We start from the raw sequence: 20,166 nt of genomic DNA on the forward strand, positions 1-20,166 counted from the left end.
CCGCCGATCAGGCCGCCAGCGCCGCGTCGATCGCCGCGACCAGGCGTGCGTCATCGGCCGGCACGTCCGGGGCGAAGCGCGCGATGACCTGACCATCGCGCCCGACCAGGAACTTCTCGAAGTTCCACAGCACGCCCGGGGCGGCGTTGACCACCAGCTCCGGATACTTGGCCACGGCGCCCTGCAGCTTCTCGCGCATCGGGCCTTCGCCGGTGGCAGCCGGCTGCGCGGCGGTCAGCTGCTGGTACAGCGGATGGGTGTCCTCACCGGCGACGCTGATCTTGGCGAACATCGGGAAGCTGACGTTGTACTCCAGCTGGCAGAACTGCTGGATGTCCGCTTCACTACCCGGCTCCTGGGCCAGGAAGTTGTTGGCCGGGAAGCCCAGCACTTCCAGGCCGGCGGCCTGCTTGTCGGCGTACAGCGCCTGCAGACCTTCGTACTGCGGGGTCAGGCCGCACTTGGAGGCGACGTTGACGACCAGCAGCACCTTGCCGCGGTAGTCGGCCAGCGAGGTCGGCTGACCTTCGATGGTGGTCACGGGGATGTCGTAGACGGTCTGGCTCACGGCAGGTTCCTTGCGTTGGATCGGGGGAGGCACAGCATAGCCGTGCCGGGGGGCGGTCAGTCGACGCAGATCGTGCCCATCGCCACACCGCCATCGATGCGCTGGCGGCAGCCGAAGTTCTGGCTGACATCGCGCTGGCAGACGCCACGCGCGGCCGTTCCCGGTGCGGCATCGCCGGTGGCCAGGCACTGGCCGGTGCAGTCGGCCTTGGCGCTGCAGGCCTTGCCGGCATCCGCGTAGGGCACCACACACTGCACGCGCTGCAGGCGACCCAGCGGCTGCAGGCTGCCACCGGCGGCGGTGCATTCGGCGGCGCTGGGCGTGGCAGGCGTGGCGGCGGTGGTATCGGCAGGCGGTGTGCTGCTGCACCCGGCCAGGGCGAACAGGAGGGACAGCATCAGGGTCAGACGCATGGGCGGTTCCTTGAAAGGTTGAAGACGGCAGGGAAAAGACGTGCCGCGCAGCATGCGCGATCACCTGCATGCACGGCGTCGGCGTTCACTCCTGCGCGGGGCTGGTCTCGTCGCCTGCCACGTCCTCGTCCTCGCCGCTCATGTCGCCGAGCAGGTCCTGGGTCTGTTCACTGCCCAGCGTTTCCACGCTGCGCAGGCGGCGCTCGATGGTGCGCGTCTTGCGGCTGGCTTCGCCGAGGCTGCGGCCAACCGTGGTGATCTGCTTCTCGGCTTTTTCCAGGATGCCGGCGAACTTGCCGAACTCGCTCTTGACCGCACCGAGCAGGCCCCACACTTCGCTGGAGCGCTGTTCGATGGCCAGCGTGCGGAAGCCCATCTGCAGGCTGTTGAGCAACGCGGTGACGGTGGTCGGGCCCGCCACCACCACGCGATGGTCGCGCTGCAGCAGGTCGATCAGGCCAGGGCGCCGGATCACTTCGGCGTACAGGCTTTCAGTGGGCAGGAACATCACCGCGAAATCGGTGGTGTGCGGCGGCGCGATGTACTTGTCGCAGATCGATTTGGCCTGGATGCGGATCGCGCGTTCCAGCTGCGCGCCCTGCACCCGCACACCCTCGACGTCGCCCTGCTCCTGCGCATCGAGCAGGCGCTCGTAATCCTCACGCGGGAACTTGGAATCGATCGGCAGCCACACCGGGGTGTCTTCATGGCCACGGCCCGGCAGGCGCACGGCGATATCGACGATCTCGTTGCTGTCCGGGCGTACTTTGACGCCGCGCGCGTACTGCTCCTGGGTGAGCGTCTGCTCGAGTATGTTGTCCAGCTGCACTTCGCCCCAGCTGCCGCGGTTCTTGACGTTGGTCAGCACGCGCTTGAGGTCGCCCACACCGGTGGCCAGCTGCTGCATTTCGCCGAGCCCGCGCTGGACCTGCTCCAGCCGCTCGGAGACCAACTGGAACGAAGCACCCAGGCGGGTCTCCAGGGTCGTCTGCAGCTTCTCGTCCACGGTCACCCGCATCTGGTCGAGCTTCTCGGCGTTGTCGCTCTGCAGGCTCTTGAGCTGCTGCTCGAGCGTGGCACGCATCTCGCCGATACGCTGCTCGTTGCGCTGGGTCATCTCCTGCAGGCGCAGGCCCAGCGATTCGGCCAGGCGCTGCTGCGACTGCCCGGTTTCCTCGCGGCCCAGGCGCGCGTCTTCTGCCAGGGCCTGGCGCAACGCGGCCATGTGGCTGTCGGTGCGCGTGGTCAGTTCCACCAGCTGCTGGCCGAACGCTTCGATGCGCGCCTGCTGCTGTTGCCCGAACGCTTCCAGCTGCGCACGCACTTCCTGCATGCGCAGGGCCAGCAGGTCGCCGGTGCGCTGCTGGCTGAGCGTGCTTTCCTCGCGGGCTTTGCGCGCGTCTTCACCGAGCGCATCGCGCAGCAGGTCCAGCCGCTGGTCGGTACGGGTGGAGAGATCGGTCAGCGCGCGCGCGAAACTTTCCAGCCGGGCATCCTGCTGGCGGCCCAGGCCTTCGAGCTGCTCGCGCAGTTCGCTGCGGCCGACCCGCGCTTCCTCGCGCAGGGTCTGTTCAAGGCCGCCGTTGCCGGAACGCCGCAGCAGCGCGAGCAGCTGCAGCACGAGGACGGCACACACCAGGCCGCCGAGGATGAGGAATTCGGTTTGCATGCGCCAAGTGTAGGCCGCGGCGGTCTCATTGGCTGCGTCAGAACCCTTCGAGCACGAGCTTGCCGCGCGCGCGGTGGCTCTCGATCAGGGCGTGCGCCTGGCGCAGGTTGGCGGCGTTGATGCGGCCGTAGTGCTCGCCGAGCGTGGTGCGCAGCACGCCGGCATCGATCAGCGCGGCGACGCGCTCGAGCAGCTCATGCTGGCGCTGCACATCGGGCGTGTTGAAACTGGAGCGGGTGAACATCGATTCCCAGTGCAGGGACAGGCTCTTGCGCTTGAGCGCCATCACATCGAGCTGGCCGGGATCGTCGATCAGCGCCAGCTGACCCTGCGGCGCGAGCACCGCGACGATCTGGTCGTAGTGCTGGTCGGTATGGGTCAGGCTGGCCACATGGCTGACCTCGGCGATGCCCAGGCGCTGCAGGCCTTCGCCGAGCGGCTGGGTGTGGTCGATCACATGGTGCGCGCCCAGCGCGTAGACCCAGTCCTGGGTATCCGGGCGCGAGGCGGTGCCGATCACCGTCAGGCGGGTCAGCTGGCGGGCCAGCTGGACCAGGATCGAGCCGACGCCACCGGCGGCGCCGATCACCAGCAGGGTCTGGCCTTCGCCGCCGTTCTCGGCGATCCGCAGGCGGTCGAACAGCAGTTCCCAGGCGGTGATCGCCGTCAGCGGCAACGCCGCGGCGGCGGCGTCATCCAGGCTGGCCGGCTTGTGGCCGACGATGCGCTCGTCCACCAGCTGGTATTCGGCGTTGCTGCCGGCACGGCCGATCGCACCCGCATAGAAGACCGCGTCGCCGGGCTGGAACAGCGTCACCTCATCGCCCACCGCATCCACGATGCCGACCGCGTCGAAGCCAAGCACGCGTGGCTCGGTGACCGCCACGCCGGTGCGGACCTTGGTATCGACCGGGTTCACCGAGATCGCGCGGACCTCGACCCGCAGGTCGCGCGGGCCGGGGGTGGGGATCGGCAGGGTGATGTCCACCAGCGCGGCGGGGTCGCTGATCGGCAGGCCATGCTGGGTATAGGCGACGGCTTTCATCGGGGGAGATCCGTTGGGGAAGACGGACAGCCTGCGCTTCACGCCCTGGCAGAGAAAGGCGCAAAATCGGGCAGCACTTTCACTGCAGGAATGAAAATGGTCCGGTTCGATGACCTCGCCCTGTTTGTCCGCACCGCCGCGCTGGGCAGCTTTTCCAACGCCGCGCGCGAGGCGGGCCTGCTGCCCGGTCAGGTCGCTGCGGCGGTGGCGCGGCTGGAACGCGAGCTGGACCTGCGCCTGTTCGTGCGTTCCACCCGCAGCCTGCGCCTGACTGCCGAGGGCGCGCTGTACCTGCCCTATGCGCAGGAGGTGCTGGCCGCGCTGCGCGAGGGCGAGGCCCGGGTGCGGGGCGCAGATGCCGAACTGCGCGGCACGCTGCAGGTGGCCGCACCCTCGGATCTGGGCCGCAACCTGCTGCTGCCATGGCTGACCGAGTTCCGCGCCGCGCATCCGAAGCTGCAGCTGCGCCTGCAGGTGTCCGACCAGGTTGCCGATGTGTTCCGCGACCCGGTCGACATCGCCTTCCGCCTGGGCCGCTTCGACAACGCCAGCTATGTCGCCCTGCCCCTGCTGCCCGGCAATCGCCGGGTGCTGGCCGCGTCACCGGATTACCTGGCCCGGCACGGTGCGCCGGACAGCCTGGAGGCGCTGAAGGAGCACCACTGCCTGCTGTATCAACTGGCTGGGCGAGCCTATGACCGCTGGAGTTTCGAGGCCGATGGACGGCGCACGGTGATCCCGGTGCGCGGCAACATGGTCTGCGACGATGCCGACGTGGTCCGGCGCTGGGCAGTGGCGGGAGAAGGCATCGTGTTCAAATCGTGGCTGGATATCTGCGCCGATGTGCAGGCCGGGCGCCTGCAGGTGCTGCTGGACGGGGCCGGCGACAGCCTGCCGTTGAACCTGGTGTGCCCGCACCGCAAGCAGTTCTCGCCGGCGATCCGGCAGCTGCATGCGATGTTCGCGCAACGGCTGCAGCCGCTGCTCGCCGGCTTGCCGGCCGGCGCGCGCTGACGCTATCGCCCGGCGCGCGGCTGCCGGACAATGCTCCTCCCCCGTCGTCGAGTCGCCGCCATGCCGTGGATGGGCATCCAGGATCTGTGGACCTTTGTTGCTGCCGTGCTGGTGTTCCTGGCACTGCCGGGCCCGGGCACCTTCACCCTGCTCACCGCCACCGGCCGCGGCGGCGTGCGCGGCGGTTACACGGCGCTGTTCGGCCTGCTGCTGGGCGACCAGATCCTGATGTGGCTGGCGGTGGCCGGCGTAGCGGCGCTGCTCAAGGCCAACCCGCTGGTGTTCCACGCGGTGCAGTACCTCGGCGCGGCGTACCTGGTGTGGATCGGCATCGGCCTGCTGCGCCAGCCGCGCGCCCAGGGCGAGGAAGGTGGCATCCGCCTCACCCCGGGCCACTACTTCCGCCAGGCGGTACTGATCAACCTGCTCAACCCGAAGGCGATCATCTTCTACATGGCCTTCCTGCCGTTGTTCATCGATCCGGCACGGCACCAGGGCGTGGTGACGTTTGCGACCATGGCGCTGATCATTTTCGGCATGGGGCTGGCCTACTGCTCGGTGCTGATCGGGGTGGGCAACCTGCTGCGCCGTCGGATTCTGCAGCACCCGCGTGTCGGGCTTTGGCTGAGGCGGGTGGCAGGGGTGTTTCTGGTCGGCTTCGGTGTGCGGCTGGGCGTGAGCGGCTGAGCCCTTGCAGGCAAGCGTGGTGCACGACGACAGGGCGCGCCGCGTTCGGCCGCGGATAGGCAGCATCATCGCGACGCTCGGTTTTCATTCAAACATTGAGATTCCCCTGCGTACCGGCGAGGTGTCCAATCGGCGCCATCGTCCAACGTCGCCTCACCGGCGCGTGCGCAACACTGCGGGGACCCATGCCGCCACCTGTCTACTTCGTGCAGCACCTGAGTGGTCATGACGAACGTCTGCTCGGCATGCACACCCGGCGCATCGATCTGGCCCATCCAGCCGTGACCCGCATTGTCGCGGGGCTTCAGCCGCTGGACCGGATCGATCTTCGTACGTGCCTGTTCGACTGCCACGCCAGCCTGGTGCTTGGGCTGCGCCATCGCATCGCCGAGGCCGAAGCGGCGGCGCAGGGCTGGCGTCTGTTCGATGCCAACGGCGTGTTGTGCTGCAAGCGCTTCCCCGGGGATGCGCAGGTGATCTATCCACAGGGCCATCCACCGCAGGCAGACTGGGCACGCGCCCTGCTGCCGGGCACCGGCTGAGCCGCACGCGTCAGCGCCGCATCGCCTCACGCAGATGGTCGATGAACACCCGCAGCTTGGGCGCCATCTGCTCGCGTGCCGGGTAGTAGAGGTGGAAGCCGGCGAACGGCTGCTGCCAGTCCTGCAGCACGCACTGCAGGCGGCCGGCCGCCACATCGCCGGCGTACAGCGCCTCGAACCCCTGCGCCAGGCCCATACCCCGGGTGACCGCCGCATGGATCAGCCCGGCATCGTTGAACACCAGCCGGCCCGCGACCTCGACCTCGAAATCGCGCCCCTCACCGGTGAACTCCCACGCCATCCGCCGTCCGGTGCTGAGCCGGTGCACGATGCACTCGTGCCCGACCAGGTCGGCCGGGGTCACGGGCACGCCATGCATGGCCAGATAATCCGGCGTGGCCACCACCACCTGGCGTTCCAGCGGCCCGATCGGCACTGCGATCATGCCGCGGGCCAGGCTTTCGCCCAAGCGGATCCCCGCGTCGAAGCCGCCGGCGACCAGATCGGTCAGCGCGGTCTCCACGAACAGCTCCACCTCGATCTGTGGATAACGCGCCAGGAAGCCGGGCAGGTGCGGCAGCACCAGCAGTTCGGCAGCGATCCTCGGCACGTTGATGCGCAGTTTGCCGGCGGGGACATCGCGCAGCTGGTCCAGGTCGTCGAACGCGGCATCGATCCGGGCCAGGCCCTCACGTACCTGCGCCAGGAAGCGCGCGCCCTGCTCGGTCAGGCCGACCCGGCGCGTGGTCCGTTGCAGCAGCCGCACGCCAAGGTGGGCCTCCAGCGCGCGCACCGTCTGCGAGAGCGCCGAGGGCGATACGCCCAGCTCGTCGGCGGCCCGGGTGAAGCTGGCATGGTGCGCGACGCGGGCGAAGGCAACCACGGCGGGCAGAGGATGCTGAGCGCTCATTGTGAAGGCTGGCTTCAAGGACGATGCAGGAGCAGCCAGTTTATCCACATAGTCCGCAGGAGGATGCTGGTCCTGTTCCTTCCCTTCCCCGGAGTACCGCATGCAGACCCGCACCCTTGGCCGTGATGGCCCCACCGTTTCCGCGCTCGGCCTGGGCTGCATGGGCATGAGCGCGTTCTATGGCGGCCGCGGCAGCGATGCCGACGCGATCGCGGTCATCCACCGCGCGCTGGAGCGCGGCGTCACCCTGCTCGACACCGCCGACATGTACGGCCCGCACACCAACGAGGTGCTGGTCGGCAAGGCGATCGCCGGCCGCCGCGACCAGGTGTTCCTCGCCACCAAGTTCGGGATCAAGCTGGAGCCGAGCGACACCGCCGCGCGCAGCGTCGATGGCCGCCCGGAGTACGTGATCGCCGCCTGCGAGGCCAGCCTGCAGCGGTTGGGCGTGGACCACATCGACCTGTACTACCAGCACCGCGTGGACGGCACGGTGCCGATCGAGGACACCGTGGGGGCGATGGCGCGGCTGGTCGAACAGGGCAAGGTGCGCTTCCTGGGCCTGTCCGAAGCCTCGGCCGGCACGATCCGCCGCGCCCATGCGGTGCATCCGATCTCCGCGGTGCAGACCGAGTACTCGCTGTGGTCGCGCGATCCGGAAGACAACGGTGTGCTGGCGACGGTGCGCGAGCTCGGCATCGGGTTCGTGCCCTACTCGCCGCTGGGCCGTGGCTTCCTGACCGGCGCGATCCGCAGCCCGGCCGATTTCGACGCCGACGACTACCGCCGCCAATCGCCGCGCTTCCAGGGCGAGAACTTCGACCGCAACCTGGCCCTGGTCGACGCGGTCACCGCGATGGCCAAGACCCAGGGCGTGAGCCCCGGGCAGCTGGCCCTGGCCTGGGTGCTGGCGCAGGGCGAAGACCTGGTGCCGATCCCGGGCACCAAGCGGCTGGCCTATCTGGAAGAAAACCTCGGCGCGCTGCAGGTGCAGCTCAGCGCCGACGCGCTGGCCCGGATCGATGCGATCTTCCCGGCGCATGCCGCCGCCGGTCCGCGCTATGCCCCTGCGGCCATGGCGACGTTGAACCGCTGACGCCCACCGGCCGGATCGGGATGCTCGATCCGGCTGATGCTGCCGGCAGCGCGCGCGCGGGAGGACAATGGCCCTCTTTCTGTCTGGATGAACCCTGCCCCATGCGCTGGCTCGCCCCGCTGTTGCTGCTGCTGGCCATCGCGCCGGCGCACGCCGATGACATCCGCTGCCTGACCGGCGGCAGCCGCCAGCAGATCCACCTCGAATGGAAACTCCCCGAGGGCACCGCGGACGGTGAGCGGGTCAGCCATGTGCGTTACGCCGGCAAGACCGCGTGGCTGCGGCTGACCCTGGCCTCGCAGGAGAGCACGGTGCTGGCCGAAGACCGCCCGTGGCAGTTCGACACGGTGTGGGACGAGCACCTGGACGGCAAGGTCATTGGCCACTACGCGATCAGCACCCAAGGCGCGCGCATCTATGGCTTCTCCTACACCAACGCGCGCACCGGCCAGCAGACCGCCTTCGGCGAAGACTTCGAGGCGATCACCGACACCGGCTGCCACTGGGAATGAGCGTCCGGCCTTTGTGCCGGTTTCGTCACCTTCGCCTCAGTCATGCGGGCCGTGCAGCCGCTTACGACGCTTGGCAGTAGTAATGCTGCGCCGCGTTCGGTAAAACTCGCAGACTTGTCGTTCACAGTCATCCACCGCGAGGCCCCATGTCATTGCTCCGGCGCAAGTCCCTAGACACTGTCACCGTCCATGAAGCCGGCAGGCAACTGATCCCGACCCTGAGTTGGCCGCACCTGATCGCGCTGGGCATCGGCGCGATCGTCGGCACCGGCATCTACACCCTGATCGGTGTCGGCGCGAACCTGGCCGGCCCCGCAGTGCTGATTTCCTTTGCCATCGCCGGCGCGGTCTGCGCCTGCGCGGCCCTGTCCTACGCCGAACTGTCCACGATGATGCCGGCCGCCGGCAGCGCCTACACCTACAGCTACACCGCCCTGGGCGAGGTGGTGGCCTGGGTGGTCGGCTGGAGCCTGATCCTGGAGTACTCGCTGGTGGTGAGTACGGTCGCGGTCGGGTGGTCCGGCTACGCGGTCGGCTTCCTGCACGGCTTCGGGATCGACCTGCCCTTGATGCTGACCGCCGGCCCTCACGTGGAAGGCGGCTTCATCAACCTGCCGGCGGTGCTGATCACTTTCCTGGTGGCCGGCATGCTGATGGCCGGCACCAAGGAAAGCGCGACCCTCAACGCAGTCCTGGTGGTGATCAAGATCATCGCGCTGACCGTGTTCGTGGCGATCGCCCTGCCGCACTTCGATACCGGCCACATGGAGCCGTTCATGCCGTTCGGCTTCGTCAAGTCGCTCGGCGCCGATGGCGTGGAACGCGGGGTGATGGCGGCCGCCGCGATCATCTTCTTCGCGTTCTACGGCTTCGATGCGATCTCCACCGCCGCTGAAGAAACCAAGAAGCCCGAGCGCGACCTGGCAATCGGCATCATCGGCTCGATGGTCGGTTGCACCATCATCTACGTGCTGGTGGCGCTGGCCGCCGTGGGTGCGATGAGCTACACGATCTTCGGCCAGAGCGCCGAGCCGCTGGCGCTGATCCTGCGCGAGCTGGGCAGCCCGGGTGCGGCCAAGTGGATCGGCGCAGCGGCGGTGATCGCGCTGCCGACGGTGCTGCTGGCCTTCCTGTACGGCCAGAGCCGCATCTTCTTCGTCATGTCGCGCGATGGCCTGCTGCCGCGTGGTCTGTCCAAGGTCAGCGCGCGCACCGGCACGCCGGTCGCCACCACGCTGTTCACCGCGGTGCTGGTTGCTGCGCTGGCCGGCGTGGCACGTCTGGATGAGATCGCTGCGCTGGCCAACGCCGGCACGCTGGCCGCGTTCACCGCGGTGGGCCTGTGCCTGGTGGTGCTGCGCAAGCGCGAACCCAACCGCGTGCGCAAGTTCCGCACGCCGCTGGCCTACGTGGTCGGCCCGCTGGCGGTGATCGGCTGCGTGTACCTGTTCTTCAGCCTGCCGAGCACCACGCAGTTGTACTTCCTGGCGTGGAACGTTCTGGGCCTGATCGCCTACTTCGCCTACGGGCGTCGCAATGCGGTGCTGGGCAAGCGCTGAGCTATCGCGCCGGCCACCGGGCCGGCGATGACCGGGTGTGAGAAAGGCAGGCCCTGGGCCTGCCTTTTTCTTTGCGGGCGCTGGTGACGCCGCCCTTCCGGGCAGCGCGCGACGCGCCACTGGCCTCAGGGCTTCGCGGCGGCAACTTTGGCCGCGTGATCCTGCGCCTGCTGCATGACGCGCAGCAGGTTGCCGCCCCAGATACCGGCGATCTGTTTCTCGCTGTAGCCCTTGCGCAGCAGCCACGCGGTGATCTTCGGCAGCTGGCTCACGTCGGGCAGATCGGCCAGGCCACCGCCGCCATCCCAGTCCAGCCCGATGCCCACGTGTTCGGGGCCGACCACGTTGAGGATGTGCTCGACGTGGGCGAAGAAATCGTCGAGCGTGGCCTTGCGCAGCGCAATGCGCTGGTCGATCTCCTCCAGCCCCTTCTTCAGCGCGACGCCCTGCTGGATGCTCATGCCGTCGTAATCGGTGCCCAGCTGCGCCATCAGCGCCGTCTCGGCCGCCTTGCGCGCCTCGCTCTTGGCGGTGTCGATCAGATAGCCACCATAGGCGTTGACCTGGATCACGCCGCCGGCCTTGGCCAGCCGCTTCAGGCGCACATCGTCGAGGTTGCGCGGATGGTTGTAGATCGCCTTGGCCGAGCTGTGCGAGAGCACGAACGGCACCGGCATGCGCTCGATCAGATCATCGAACACCGCATCGGCGGCATGCGACTGATCGATGACGATGCCCAGCCGCACCGCTTCATCCACCAGCGCCTTGCCGGCCGGACTCAGGCCCTTCCACTCGGCGCCCTTGGGATCGGTGGCCGAATCGGCGAACTCGTTGTTGGCGAAGTGCACCGTGCTGAGCAGGCGCAGGCCGGCCAGGTGGTAGTAGCTGAGCAACGTGGGGTCGTCGACCAGCGGGCTGGCGTTCTCCATGCTGATGTAGACCACGCGCTTGCCGGCGGCCTTGATACGCGCGGCATCGGCGGCGGTCAGTGCGAGCTGGAAGGTGTCCGGATGCGCGGCGAGCATCTCGCGGATCTCGGTCAGCCGCAGCAGGCCGGCATCACGATCATGCTGGTGCGCCTGCGCGCTGCGGTCGCCCTGGTCGGTGTAGATCGCCCAGAAGCCGCCGTCGAGCGCGCCTTCGACCATGCGCGGGTAGTCCACCTGCGACAGCGCGTTGTGGTCGTGCCGCTGGGTGATGTCGAAGCCGTCGCGGTGGAAGTTGGCCGGTGTATCCAGATGGCTGTCCAGCGTCAGCAGCCGCTGCTGCAGCGCGGACGCCTTGGCCAGTTCCTGCGGGGTGAACGCGATGGCGTGGGCGGCCAGCGGCGTGCACAACGCCAGCGAGACCAGCAAAGACAGACTGCGCAACGTCATGACGCCTCACCTTGGTTGGGAAGCGTCAGACCATAGCGCCGAGAGGACAACAAACGGTAGTGCCGGCCGCTGGCCGGCTCCCCGCGACAATCGGAGACCAGGAGGAGCCGGCCAGCGGCCGGCACTACCCGATGCCTAACGTGACCGGAATTCCGGTGCGGATCAATCCACCACGCGGCAGAACACGGCCTTGAGATACCGCGATTCCTGCACGTGGGCCATGAACGGGTGATCCGGACCTGCGCCGGCCACCTTCAGGATCTGGATGGTGCGGCCGGCGTAGAACGCGGCGCGGCGCAGCATGTCCAGGAACTGGTCTTCGGCCACCAGGCCGGTGCACGAGAACGTGGCGAGCAGGCCACCGGGCTTGACCACCCCCAGCGCCAGCTTGTTCATGTCCAGGTACTTCTTCAGCGCGGTGATGACCTGGTCGCGGTCGCGGGTCATCTTGGCCGGATCGAGGATCACCACGTCGAACTTCTCGCCGCGGTTGGAGGCATCGCGCAGCCACGGGAAGATGTCGGACTGGATGAACTTCGGGCGCACGTTGTTGAGCTTGGCGTTGCCCTTGGCGATGGCGATCACGTCTTCATCGATGTCGATACCGACCACCTCGGCCGCACCGCGCGCGGCGGCGTACACCGCAAAGCCACCGGTGTTGCAGCACAGGTCCAGCACGGTCTTGCCTTCCACCTGCTGGCTCAGCCACTGGCGGTTCTCACGCTGGTCGGCGAAGAAGCCGGTCTTGTGCGCACCGGCCGGGTCGGCGCGGAACTTCACGCCGTACTCGGTGATCACCGAGGCTTCGGTGGTGGTGTTGCCGTGGAAGTCGAAGCTTTCCTGCTTCTGCACGTGCTCGTCGGCGAAGCTGTGGAAACGGCAGCCCGGGAACTGTTCGCGCAGGGCCTCATACACCCACTCGCGGTGGCGGAACATGCCGGCGGCGAAGAATTCGACCACGACCAGATCGCCGTAGCGGTCCACCACCAGGCCGGACAGACCGTCACCTTCGCTGTGGACCACGCGCCAGGCATCGGAGATCTCGTCCAGCTTGAGCACCTCACGGCGCAGCGACACCGCCTGGGCGATCTTGCGCGAGAACCAGCCGGCGTCGACCGGGATGGCCTGATCGGTCTCCAGGATGCGCACGGCAATGCGCGAATGACCGTTGTAGAAGCCACGCCCGATCCACTCCCCGTCCACGCCGACGACGTCGACGATGGCACCGGGTTTGGGACGGACGGCCGGCTTTTCGACCAGTTTCTGGAAGATCCACGGGTGGCTGGAGCGCCAGGCGTTCTTGAGGCGGACAACGGGGGCAGGGGTATTCATGGGCGTATTGTAAACGGGAAGCCTGCAGCCCTCGGCGCTGGGAGCGACGCCGCTGGCGCTCTGGTAGTGACGGCCGCTGGCCGTCAGCGCGGTAAACCCGGCCGCTACGTGGTTGACGGCCAGCGGCCGTCACTACCGGTTGGGGCATTGGGTTCAGCAGCACCGGGGCATGGAAAGGATTTGACGCCGGCCCCGGCACCCCGCAGAATCGGCCTCAGAAGGGGAGTAGCTCCCAGACGTTGTCGCCGTCAATTCGAGCCCGCAGGCTCCGGTGCAACGGCAGTCCCACCCATCGGGACTGCGAGCGAGACCTTCGCCGTATGGCGAAGCTCTGTCCCTGGATCCCCCCGATCCTCCGTTGCAGATCCTCGCCATCCGGCTTGAGGCACTCTATTTTTTCCAACGGATAAACCCAATGCAGACGATCGGTAATGTGTGGTTGTGGGGCGGCTTCGGCGCGGTGGTGATCATCGCGCTGCTGGTCGACCTCGTCTTGATGCGACACGGCGGCCCACACAAGGTCACCTTCAAGGAAGCCCTGTGGTGGTCCATCGGCTGGGTTGCCCTCGCCCTGGCCTTCAACGGTGGCCTCTGGTACTACCTGAACGAGACTGCGGGCCAAGTGGTGGCCAACAAGGTCGGCCTGGAGTTCCTGACCGGTTACCTGGTCGAGAAAGCCCTGGCCGTGGACAACATCTTCGTGTTCCTGATGATCATGGGCTACTTCGCGGTGCCCGAGGAACAGCGCCAGAAGGTGCTGATCATCGGCATCCTGGGCGCGATCGTGCTGCGTACCATCATGATCTTCGCCGGCAGCGTGCTGCTGACCAAGTTCCACTGGCTGCTCTATGTGTTCGGCGCGTTCCTGCTCTTCACCGGCTGGAAGATGTGGTTCTCGGCCGGCAGCGAGCCGGATCTTGAGACCAACCCTGCGCTGCGCTGGATGCGCAAGCACCTGCGCCTGCTGCCCGACTATGCCGGCAACGCGATGAGCGTCATGCGCGATGGCAAGCGCTGGTTCACGCCGCTGTTCGTGGTGCTGATCCTGATCGCGGTGACCGACGTGATCTTCGCGGTGGACAGCATCCCGGCGATCTTCGCGATCACCACCGACCCGTTCATCGTGCTGACCTCCAACGTCTTCGCGGTGCTGGGCCTGCGCGCGATGTTCTTCCTGCTGGCCGGCATGGCCGATCGCTTCCACCTGCTGCCGTACGGCCTGGCCCTGGTGCTGGCCTTCATTGGCATCAAGATGATGCTGATCGACCTCTTCAAGATCCCCACCCCGATCTCGCTGGGTGTGGTGGCGGTGATCATCGCCGCGACCGTGGTGCTGAGCCTGAAGAATCCGCCGAAGGAAGGCGGCCACGCCTGACCGACCGTGCCGCCTGCGGGATTGTCCCGCAGGCGGTACCTCTCTCTCCCACGACGTTGCCCTTGTGTTCATCCGGGGCGACGCCATCCCTAAGGGTATGAACGCCAACCTGCCCCAGCCCACCGGCGCGCCGCCGGTTCCGTCCCGCAACGACCGTGGTGGTGTACTGCGGGCGTTCAACCTGAGCCTGGCCTTCGTGCTGCTGCTGGTCGCGGTGTATACCGCCCAGGGCCATGTCGACTGGCGTCCGTGGGCGGTTGCCCCGCTGGACAAGGCCGGCCTGCTCGGCATTCTCGGTGCCCCGCTGCTGCACGGCTCGATCCAGCATCTGGGCGCCAATGCGGCGGCCCTGCTGATCCTCGGCACCTTGGCCGGCAGCGTCTATCCCAAAGCCACCGTGCGCGCGCTGCCCCTGTTGTGGGTCGGCTCGGGGCTCGGTGCCTGGCTGCTGGGCGATCTGGGCAGCCGCCATCTGGGCGCGAGTGGCATCACCCACGGCCTGATGTTCCTGGTGTTCGTGCTCGGCCTGCTGCGCCGCGACCGGCCAGCGATCGCGGCCGGGCTGATCGCCTTCCTGTTCTACGGCAGCATGCTGCTGACCATCCTGCCGCACGAGCCGGGCGTGTCCTGGCAATCGCATATGGGCGGTGCCTTCGCCGGCATCATCAGCGCGCTGCTGTTCCGCCTCTCCGACCCGATGGCGCCGCGCAAGCGCTATAGCTGGGAGGACGAGGAAGAGGATGACATCGAGGCAGCGCGCGATGCCGATCTGGAGCCGCCCTCCCCGACCGGCGTGCCGGTGCTGTGGCAACCGCGCGAGGGCCGCGACTTCGTGGTGCTGCCGTTCCGGCGGCGCGATGAAGGGTCATCGCTGGACTGACCGGCAACGCCATCTGATGGCGTGGCTCTACATGCTCAGGGATTGGCTGCGGTCGTGCCATCCCCATCCACCGCACGCCGGCCCAGCGCCGGGTCATCGGTGAAGAACGCATCGATGCCGGTGGCCAGGTAGGCCCGCATCTCGGCCACCGAGCCTTCGGCATTGCGGGCATTCGGCTCGCCGCTGCGGAACTCCGCGGCCTGGAAGGAGTTCTCCGGCCGGAACGTATACGGCACCACCATCAACCCGGCCGCATGCGCATCACGCACCAGCGAGGTCGGGGTGCCGAGCTTCCCCTGCGCATCCAGTGGAATGACCATGCGCAGGCTCGGGCCGATGCCGTCGGCGTAGGTGGCGACCTCGCGCAGTCCCGCCGGGGTGATCAGGTCGGCATAGCGCTGGTTGCCCTTGGCGGCCAGCACGTCACCGGGCTGCTGCTTGGGATCGCCGAGCAGCTGCAGCAGGCGGATGTTGCTGTCGCGGCCGAGCTTGCCGCGCAGGTAACGCAGGTTGCCGACCTCGAAGGACTGGATCGTCACCGGCGCCACGCGCGTGTAGGCGTTGCCCTGCAGCGCGGCGACCACCTTGTCTTCCATCGGCAGGCCGATGCTCCTGAAGTAGGTGCCGTGCTTGATCTCCGGTACCAGCCCGATGCCGCGGTTGGCGCGCCCGGCCTGCTGCACCAGGAAGGCGATGATCTCATCCAGCGTGGCGATGCGGAACTGGCCGTCGAACGCGGTGCTGCGCAGCTGCGGCAGACGCTCGCGGGCGTAGAGGGTCTTCAGTTCGGCCAGGGTGAAGTCTTCGGTGAACCAGCCTTCCATGCGCTCACCGTCGATGCTCTTGACGGTCTTGCGGCTGGCGAACTCCGGGTGCGCGGCCACATCGGTGGTGCCGCCGATCTCGTTCTCGTGGCGCGATACCAGCACGCCGTCCTTGGTCATCACCAGGTCCGGCTCGATGTAGTCGGCGCCATCGGCGATGGCCTGCGCGTACGCGGCGAGCGTGTGCTCGGGCAGCAGCGCACTGGCACCGCGGTGGCCGTAGACGGCGGCCTTGGCCGGCGTGGAGGAAGACGATTCAGCGCTCATGGCCACCGATGGTGCCACGGCCAGCGACACCAGCAACACACATCCCCACAACTGCTTGGACACTGCAAATCCCTGTCGATAAAGATCACGGTCAGTCTGCTGCAAGGGTGTGACAGCGCGAAGAAAGGCGTCCGCCTACTTCCCGATACAGAAGCTCGAGAAAATCCGCCCCAACAGGTCATCGGCGCTCATCCGTCCGGTGATCTCGCCCAGCGCCTCATGGGCCAGGCGCAGCTCCTCCGCCGCCAGCTCCAGGTGCTCGTGGACCAGCTCCGATTCGGCGCGTTCGGCATGGCCGATCGCCTGGCCGATCGCCTCCACATGGCGGGCACGCGCGGAGAACTCACCGTCCACGCTGTCGCCGGCACTGCCGCTGGCCAGCGCGCGCAGGCGTGCGTGCAGCTGATCCAGCCCGAGGCCGGTCGCGGCCGAGACATGTACCACGTCCGCAGGAGCTTCGGACGGCATCGCGGCCAGCAGATCGCTCTTGTTGTGGATCCACAGCTGCTGCGGCACGTCCGCGATGCTGTCGCCCACGGCGTCGCGGCCGGCCTGCGGCTCGCGCGCATCGACCACCACGATGGCCAGGTCGGTGCGCTGCATCTCCGCGCGCGCCCGGCGCATGCCTTCGCGCTCGATCGCATCGCCGCCTTCGCGCAGACCGGCGGTGTCGACCAGGGTCAGTTCCAGGCCATCGATGCGGATGGTCTCGCGCAGGGTGTCGCGGGTGGTCCCGGCGATGTCGGTGACGATCGCCCGCTCGCTGCCGGCCAGTGCATTGAGCAGCGAACTCTTGCCGGCGTTCGGCGGCCCGACCAGGACGGCATGCAAACCGTCGCGCAACTTGCGGCCGCGTTCGGCATCCTCGCGCAGCCGGATCAGCGCCTGCAGCGCGGTGACCAGGCCACTGCGGACCTGCGCGCCGCCGAGGGTATCGAGCGGTTCGTCGGCGAAGTCGATCGCTGCTTCCACGTGGATCCGCAGCAGAACAAGCTGTTCTGCGACCTCGTCCACGCGGCGCGAGAACACCCCGTCCAGCGAGCGGCGGGCCGCGCGCGCTGCGCGGGTATCGCTGGCGGCAATCAGATCGGCGATCGCCTCGGCCTGGGCCAGGTCGAGCTTGCCGTTGAGGAAGGCCCGCTCGCTGAACTCACCCGGCCGCGCCTGCCGAGCCCCCAGCGCGATGCAGCGCGCGACCAGCTGCTGGAGCACCACCGGGCTGCCATGCCCCTGCAGTTCCACCACTTCTTCGCCGGTGAAGCTGTTCGGCGCCGGGAACCACAGCGCGATGCCGTCGTCGATCACCTCGCCGGCCGCATCGCGCAAGCGCGCGTAATGCGCATGGCGTGGCTGCATCGCGCGCACGCCGATCGCCTCGGCGATGGGCCGCGCCTGCGGGCCGGACAGCCGCAGCATGCCGACGCCGCCCGCGCCGGGCGCGGTGGCGATGGCCACGATGGTGTCGGGGGCATGGGTCATGTCGGGCTCACTGCAGCGTGCGGGGAATCATTGGGCATTCTACGGACCGCACGGTTGGCCGGGCCGCAGATGCAGAAAACCCGCCTTGCGGCGGGTCTCCTGTGTGGCTTACTTCTTGGCGGTGACGACCGGCAGCGGATCGCTGCCATGACGCTTGGTCATCCACCACTGCTGGAGCAGGCCCAGGCCACCGTTGACGACCCAGTACAGCACCAGACCGGACGGCATGAAGGCCATCATGACGCCGAACACCAGCGGCATCAGCTGCATCATCTTGGCCTGCATCGGGTCCATGCCCGGCGCCGGGGTCAGCTTCTGGGTGGCCCACATCACCGCCACGTTGATCACCGGCAGGATGAAGTACGGGTCACGTGCGGTCAGATCCTGGATCCAGCCCAGCCACGGGGCCTGGCGCAGTTCCACCGATTCCACCAGCACCCAGTACAGCGCGAAGAAGATCGGCATCTGGATGAGGATCGGCAGACAGCCGCCCATCGGGTTGATCTTCTCTTTCTTGTACAGCTCCATCATCGCGGTCTGGAACTTCTGGCGGTCATCGCCATAGCGTTCCTTGAGCTGCGCGATGCGCGGCTGGAAGCGACGCATCTTGGCACCGGACTTGTACTGCACGGCCGAGAGCGGATACAGCACCAGCTTCAGCAGCACCACCAGGCCGACGATCGCCCAGCCCCAGTTGTTGACGACCTTGTGGACCTGGTTGAGGACCCAGAACAGGCCCTGGCCGATGATCGCCATCAGCGAGAAGCGGCTGTAGTCGACCACGCGGTCCAGGCCCTTCACGTCTTCCTTGGCGATCAGGTTGACCAGCTTCGGGCCGACCCACAGGCGGGCTTCGGTGCTGACCTGCTGGCCCGGGGCCACGGTGAAGGCCGGGCCACGCGCTTCGATCTGGTCGCGGCCGTTGTTCTGCGCCAGCGAGTACTGCGCGGCCTGGTCGGCCTGCGGAATCCACGCGGTGAAGAAGTGGTGCTGCAGCATCGCCAGCCAGCCGCCGGTGATGGTGCGATTGAGATGGCCGTCGTCCAGGTAATCCTTGAACGCGCGGCGCTCGTACCCGTCCTGCGGGCTGAACCAGGTCGCGCCGTTGAAGCTGAACGAGTCCGGGTTGGTCATGCTGCGCGAGAGGATGGTCGGGGTGCGGTCCAGGGTGCGGAACACGTAGCCGCTCCACGGGGCGCTGCCGCCGTTGACCACTTCATCCTTCACCGTGATCGCGTACTCATTGCGACCCAGCGAGTAGGTGCGGCGGATGGTCACGCCGTTCGGGCCGGTCCATTCGAACGGCACCGTGACCTCGTCCTGGCCCTTGGCCAGCACGAAGTCGTGGTTCTCACCGACCAGCTTGAAGCCGTTGGCGGCCGGCACCGGCATGGTCTTGTCTTCGCTGATCCAGCCACTCACCGCGCGGTACGGGTGGGTCGCCTCTTCGGTCAGCAGGCGGACCGGCGGGCTGCCTTCTTCCTTGGTCTGCGGGAACTGCAGCAGCTCGGCATCCAGCACCGTGCCACCGTCCAGCACCAGACGCAGCACGTCGGTGGTGATGGTCACGCGGGCCGGACCGGCCTCGGTCTGTGCGGCCGGCTGTGCCGCCGGCAGGGAGCCGTCAGCCTGTGGCACGGGCGCACCGGGGATGCTCCCGGCAGCCGCACCCGGCACGCTGGCCTGGGTGGTCTGGGTGGCCACGGCCGGGGTCGGCGGCGCGGCTTTATCGCGGCCCCACTCCATCCACAGCAACACGGCCACCATCAGCCAGGCAAAAATCAGGAAAACGCGGGTCTGGTTCATCAGCGTGCAGGCTCGACGGGGCCGGCACGCAATGCCGGCTCGGACTGGGAAAGGGGTGCAACGCCCAGGGGCGGCGGCATTGTGCCGTCCGCGCCCGGCATGGGCAATGCGCCAAGGCGGCGCAGCAGGCGTTCAAAGGCCTGGCGGATATCTGAATTGCTGGCGGTACGGGCGGCACTGCGGGCAACGACGACGTAATCGCCGGCACTCATCCACGGCCGTACGTGGCGTGTGGCATCGCGCAACACACGCTTCACTCGGTTGCGACCCACGGCTCGGGGATCGACTTTGCGCGACACGGCAAGACCCAACCTGGCTGGCGTATCGCTCTTCAGCCAGTGCAGGGTCATCAGCGGATCGGACACACGGCGGGCGCCGTTGAAGACCGTTGTATATTCGGCACGCGTACGAACCCGCGCAGAGCGAGGAAATCGCTTGCGCGGGTCGGAACTGCTCACAGTCAGGATTGCGTCTGCCGCGGAAAGCGGCATTGCAATCAAGCGCTCAGGACTTTACGGCCCTTGGCGCGGCGACGCGACAGGATCTTGCGGCCGTCAGCGGTCTTCATACGGGCACGGAAGCCATGGTCGCGCTTACGCTTGAGGTTGCTGGGTTGGAAAGTGCGCTTGGTGGCCATGCGGGCCTCTATATGAAGGGGACGGAAAGAACCGGAAATTCTATAGACCTCATCGAGGTCCCGTCAAGTGTCTGTCACTACGGGAATTCACCGGGCTGTGCAATAGCTGTGGATCGTTTTGTGAATAACTTTGGGACAACCATTCCCGGCCCCCCTCGTCGGTGGTAGTCTGCGC

Annotated in this window: 19 protein-coding genes and 1 pseudogene; 8 read left to right on the plus strand and 12 right to left on the minus strand. The window is 67.7% G+C overall.

Going from position 1 to position 20,166, the window contains the following annotated elements; genetic code table 11:
- Positions 1–7 precede the first annotated feature (7 nt).
- The 4 genes from AC06E9_RS17070 to AC06E9_RS17085 all read right to left on the minus strand — a co-directional run bounded on the left by AC06E9_RS17070 (position 8) and on the right by AC06E9_RS17085 (position 3,695).
- Complete coding sequence (locus tag AC06E9_RS17070) at positions 8–568, minus strand: glutathione peroxidase (RefSeq protein ID WP_121043679.1); 561 nt, start codon at positions 566–568, stop codon at positions 8–10.
- A 56-nt stretch (positions 569–624) separates the two neighbouring features.
- Positions 625–981 (minus strand): hypothetical protein, encoded by a 357-nt coding sequence (locus tag AC06E9_RS17075; protein WP_152152814.1) that lies wholly within the window; start codon positions 979–981, stop codon positions 625–627.
- Positions 982–1,066: 85 nt separating this feature from the next.
- The gene (locus AC06E9_RS17080; protein WP_152152812.1) at positions 1,067–2,650 is read right to left on the minus strand and encodes a DNA recombination protein RmuC; all 1,584 of its coding nucleotides are present in this window, start codon (positions 2,648–2,650) and stop codon (positions 1,067–1,069) included.
- Positions 2,651–2,687: 37 nt separating this feature from the next.
- Positions 2,688–3,695 (minus strand): zinc-binding alcohol dehydrogenase family protein, encoded by a 1,008-nt coding sequence (locus AC06E9_RS17085; protein WP_259260751.1) that lies wholly within the window; start codon positions 3,693–3,695, stop codon positions 2,688–2,690.
- 90 nt (positions 3,696–3,785) lie between these two features.
- Here AC06E9_RS17085 and AC06E9_RS17090 point away from each other — a divergent pair.
- From AC06E9_RS17090 to AC06E9_RS17100, 3 genes and pseudogenes are all read left to right on the plus strand, one after another.
- Positions 3,786–4,753: pseudogene (locus AC06E9_RS17090) on the plus strand (LysR family transcriptional regulator); the annotation flags it as partial.
- Positions 4,754–4,769: 16 nt separating this feature from the next.
- The gene (leuE, locus tag AC06E9_RS17095; RefSeq protein ID WP_461770314.1) at positions 4,770–5,396 is read left to right on the plus strand and encodes a leucine efflux protein LeuE; all 627 of its coding nucleotides are present in this window, start codon (positions 4,770–4,772) and stop codon (positions 5,394–5,396) included.
- Positions 5,397–5,581: 185 nt separating this feature from the next.
- Positions 5,582–5,938: a hypothetical protein gene (locus AC06E9_RS17100; RefSeq protein WP_121043696.1), complete on the plus strand. Its 357-nt coding sequence runs from the start codon at positions 5,582–5,584 to the stop codon at positions 5,936–5,938.
- A 10-nt stretch (positions 5,939–5,948) separates the two neighbouring features.
- On the opposite strand, the gene AC06E9_RS17105 is transcribed toward AC06E9_RS17100, so the two are convergent.
- Positions 5,949–6,848: a LysR family transcriptional regulator gene (locus AC06E9_RS17105; RefSeq protein WP_121043699.1), complete on the minus strand. Its 900-nt coding sequence runs from the start codon at positions 6,846–6,848 to the stop codon at positions 5,949–5,951.
- 100 nt (positions 6,849–6,948) lie between these two features.
- Here AC06E9_RS17105 and AC06E9_RS17110 point away from each other — a divergent pair, with 100 nt between their 5' ends.
- The 3 genes from AC06E9_RS17110 (at position 6,949) to AC06E9_RS17120 (ending at position 10,015) form a co-directional block, all read left to right on the plus strand.
- A complete protein-coding gene (locus AC06E9_RS17110; RefSeq protein WP_478056496.1) occupies positions 6,949–7,944 on the plus strand; it encodes an aldo/keto reductase in 996 nt (331 codons plus the stop codon).
- A 101-nt stretch (positions 7,945–8,045) separates the two neighbouring features.
- Positions 8,046–8,456: a hypothetical protein gene (locus AC06E9_RS17115; RefSeq protein WP_121043705.1), complete on the plus strand. Its 411-nt coding sequence runs from the start codon at positions 8,046–8,048 to the stop codon at positions 8,454–8,456.
- 146 nt (positions 8,457–8,602) lie between these two features.
- Positions 8,603–10,015 carry an amino acid permease gene (locus tag AC06E9_RS17120; RefSeq protein ID WP_313211280.1) on the plus strand — a complete coding sequence of 471 codons (1,413 nt, stop codon included), beginning with the start codon at positions 8,603–8,605 and terminating at the stop codon, positions 10,013–10,015.
- A 125-nt stretch (positions 10,016–10,140) separates the two neighbouring features.
- On the opposite strand, the gene AC06E9_RS17125 is transcribed toward AC06E9_RS17120, so the two are convergent.
- Positions 10,141–11,391: a dipeptidase gene (locus tag AC06E9_RS17125; RefSeq protein WP_478056497.1), complete on the minus strand. Its 1,251-nt coding sequence runs from the start codon at positions 11,389–11,391 to the stop codon at positions 10,141–10,143.
- A gap of 162 nt (positions 11,392–11,553) precedes the next feature.
- Positions 11,554–12,723, minus strand: coding sequence for a class I SAM-dependent rRNA methyltransferase (locus AC06E9_RS17130; protein WP_121043714.1), 1,170 nt, complete (start codon positions 12,721–12,723; stop codon positions 11,554–11,556).
- A 415-nt stretch (positions 12,724–13,138) separates the two neighbouring features.
- Here AC06E9_RS17130 and AC06E9_RS17135 point away from each other — a divergent pair, with 415 nt between their 5' ends.
- Both AC06E9_RS17135 and AC06E9_RS17140 read left to right on the plus strand, forming a co-directional pair.
- The gene (locus tag AC06E9_RS17135; RefSeq protein ID WP_070474178.1) at positions 13,139–14,098 is read left to right on the plus strand and encodes a TerC family protein; all 960 of its coding nucleotides are present in this window, start codon (positions 13,139–13,141) and stop codon (positions 14,096–14,098) included.
- A gap of 97 nt (positions 14,099–14,195) precedes the next feature.
- Positions 14,196–14,978: a rhomboid family intramembrane serine protease gene (locus AC06E9_RS17140; RefSeq protein ID WP_121043717.1), complete on the plus strand. Its 783-nt coding sequence runs from the start codon at positions 14,196–14,198 to the stop codon at positions 14,976–14,978.
- Positions 14,979–15,013: 35 nt separating this feature from the next.
- On the opposite strand, the gene AC06E9_RS17145 is transcribed toward AC06E9_RS17140, so the two are convergent.
- From AC06E9_RS17145 to rpmH, 5 genes are all read right to left on the minus strand, one after another.
- Complete coding sequence (locus tag AC06E9_RS17145; protein WP_478056536.1) at positions 15,014–16,069, minus strand: glycerophosphodiester phosphodiesterase; 1,056 nt, start codon at positions 16,067–16,069, stop codon at positions 15,014–15,016.
- Positions 16,070–16,204: 135 nt separating this feature from the next.
- The gene (gene mnmE / locus AC06E9_RS17150; RefSeq protein WP_478056498.1) at positions 16,205–17,548 is read right to left on the minus strand and encodes a tRNA uridine-5-carboxymethylaminomethyl(34) synthesis GTPase MnmE; all 1,344 of its coding nucleotides are present in this window, start codon (positions 17,546–17,548) and stop codon (positions 16,205–16,207) included.
- A 108-nt stretch (positions 17,549–17,656) separates the two neighbouring features.
- A complete protein-coding gene (gene yidC / locus AC06E9_RS17155) occupies positions 17,657–19,354 on the minus strand; it encodes a membrane protein insertase YidC (protein ID WP_121043722.1) in 1,698 nt (565 codons plus the stop codon).
- Positions 19,354–19,845: a ribonuclease P protein component gene (rnpA, locus tag AC06E9_RS17160; protein ID WP_121043725.1), complete on the minus strand. Its 492-nt coding sequence runs from the start codon at positions 19,843–19,845 to the stop codon at positions 19,354–19,356. Before rnpA ends, yidC begins: the two co-directional genes overlap by 1 nt.
- 5 nt (positions 19,846–19,850) lie before the next feature.
- On the minus strand, positions 19,851–19,991 hold the full coding sequence (rpmH, locus tag AC06E9_RS17165; RefSeq protein ID WP_006404565.1) for a 50S ribosomal protein L34: 141 nt from the start codon (positions 19,989–19,991) through the stop codon (positions 19,851–19,853).
- Between the last annotated feature and the right edge of the window lie 175 nt (positions 19,992–20,166).

It is taken from the genome of Stenotrophomonas sp. Steno-Z10-BAI (assembly GCF_056393115.1).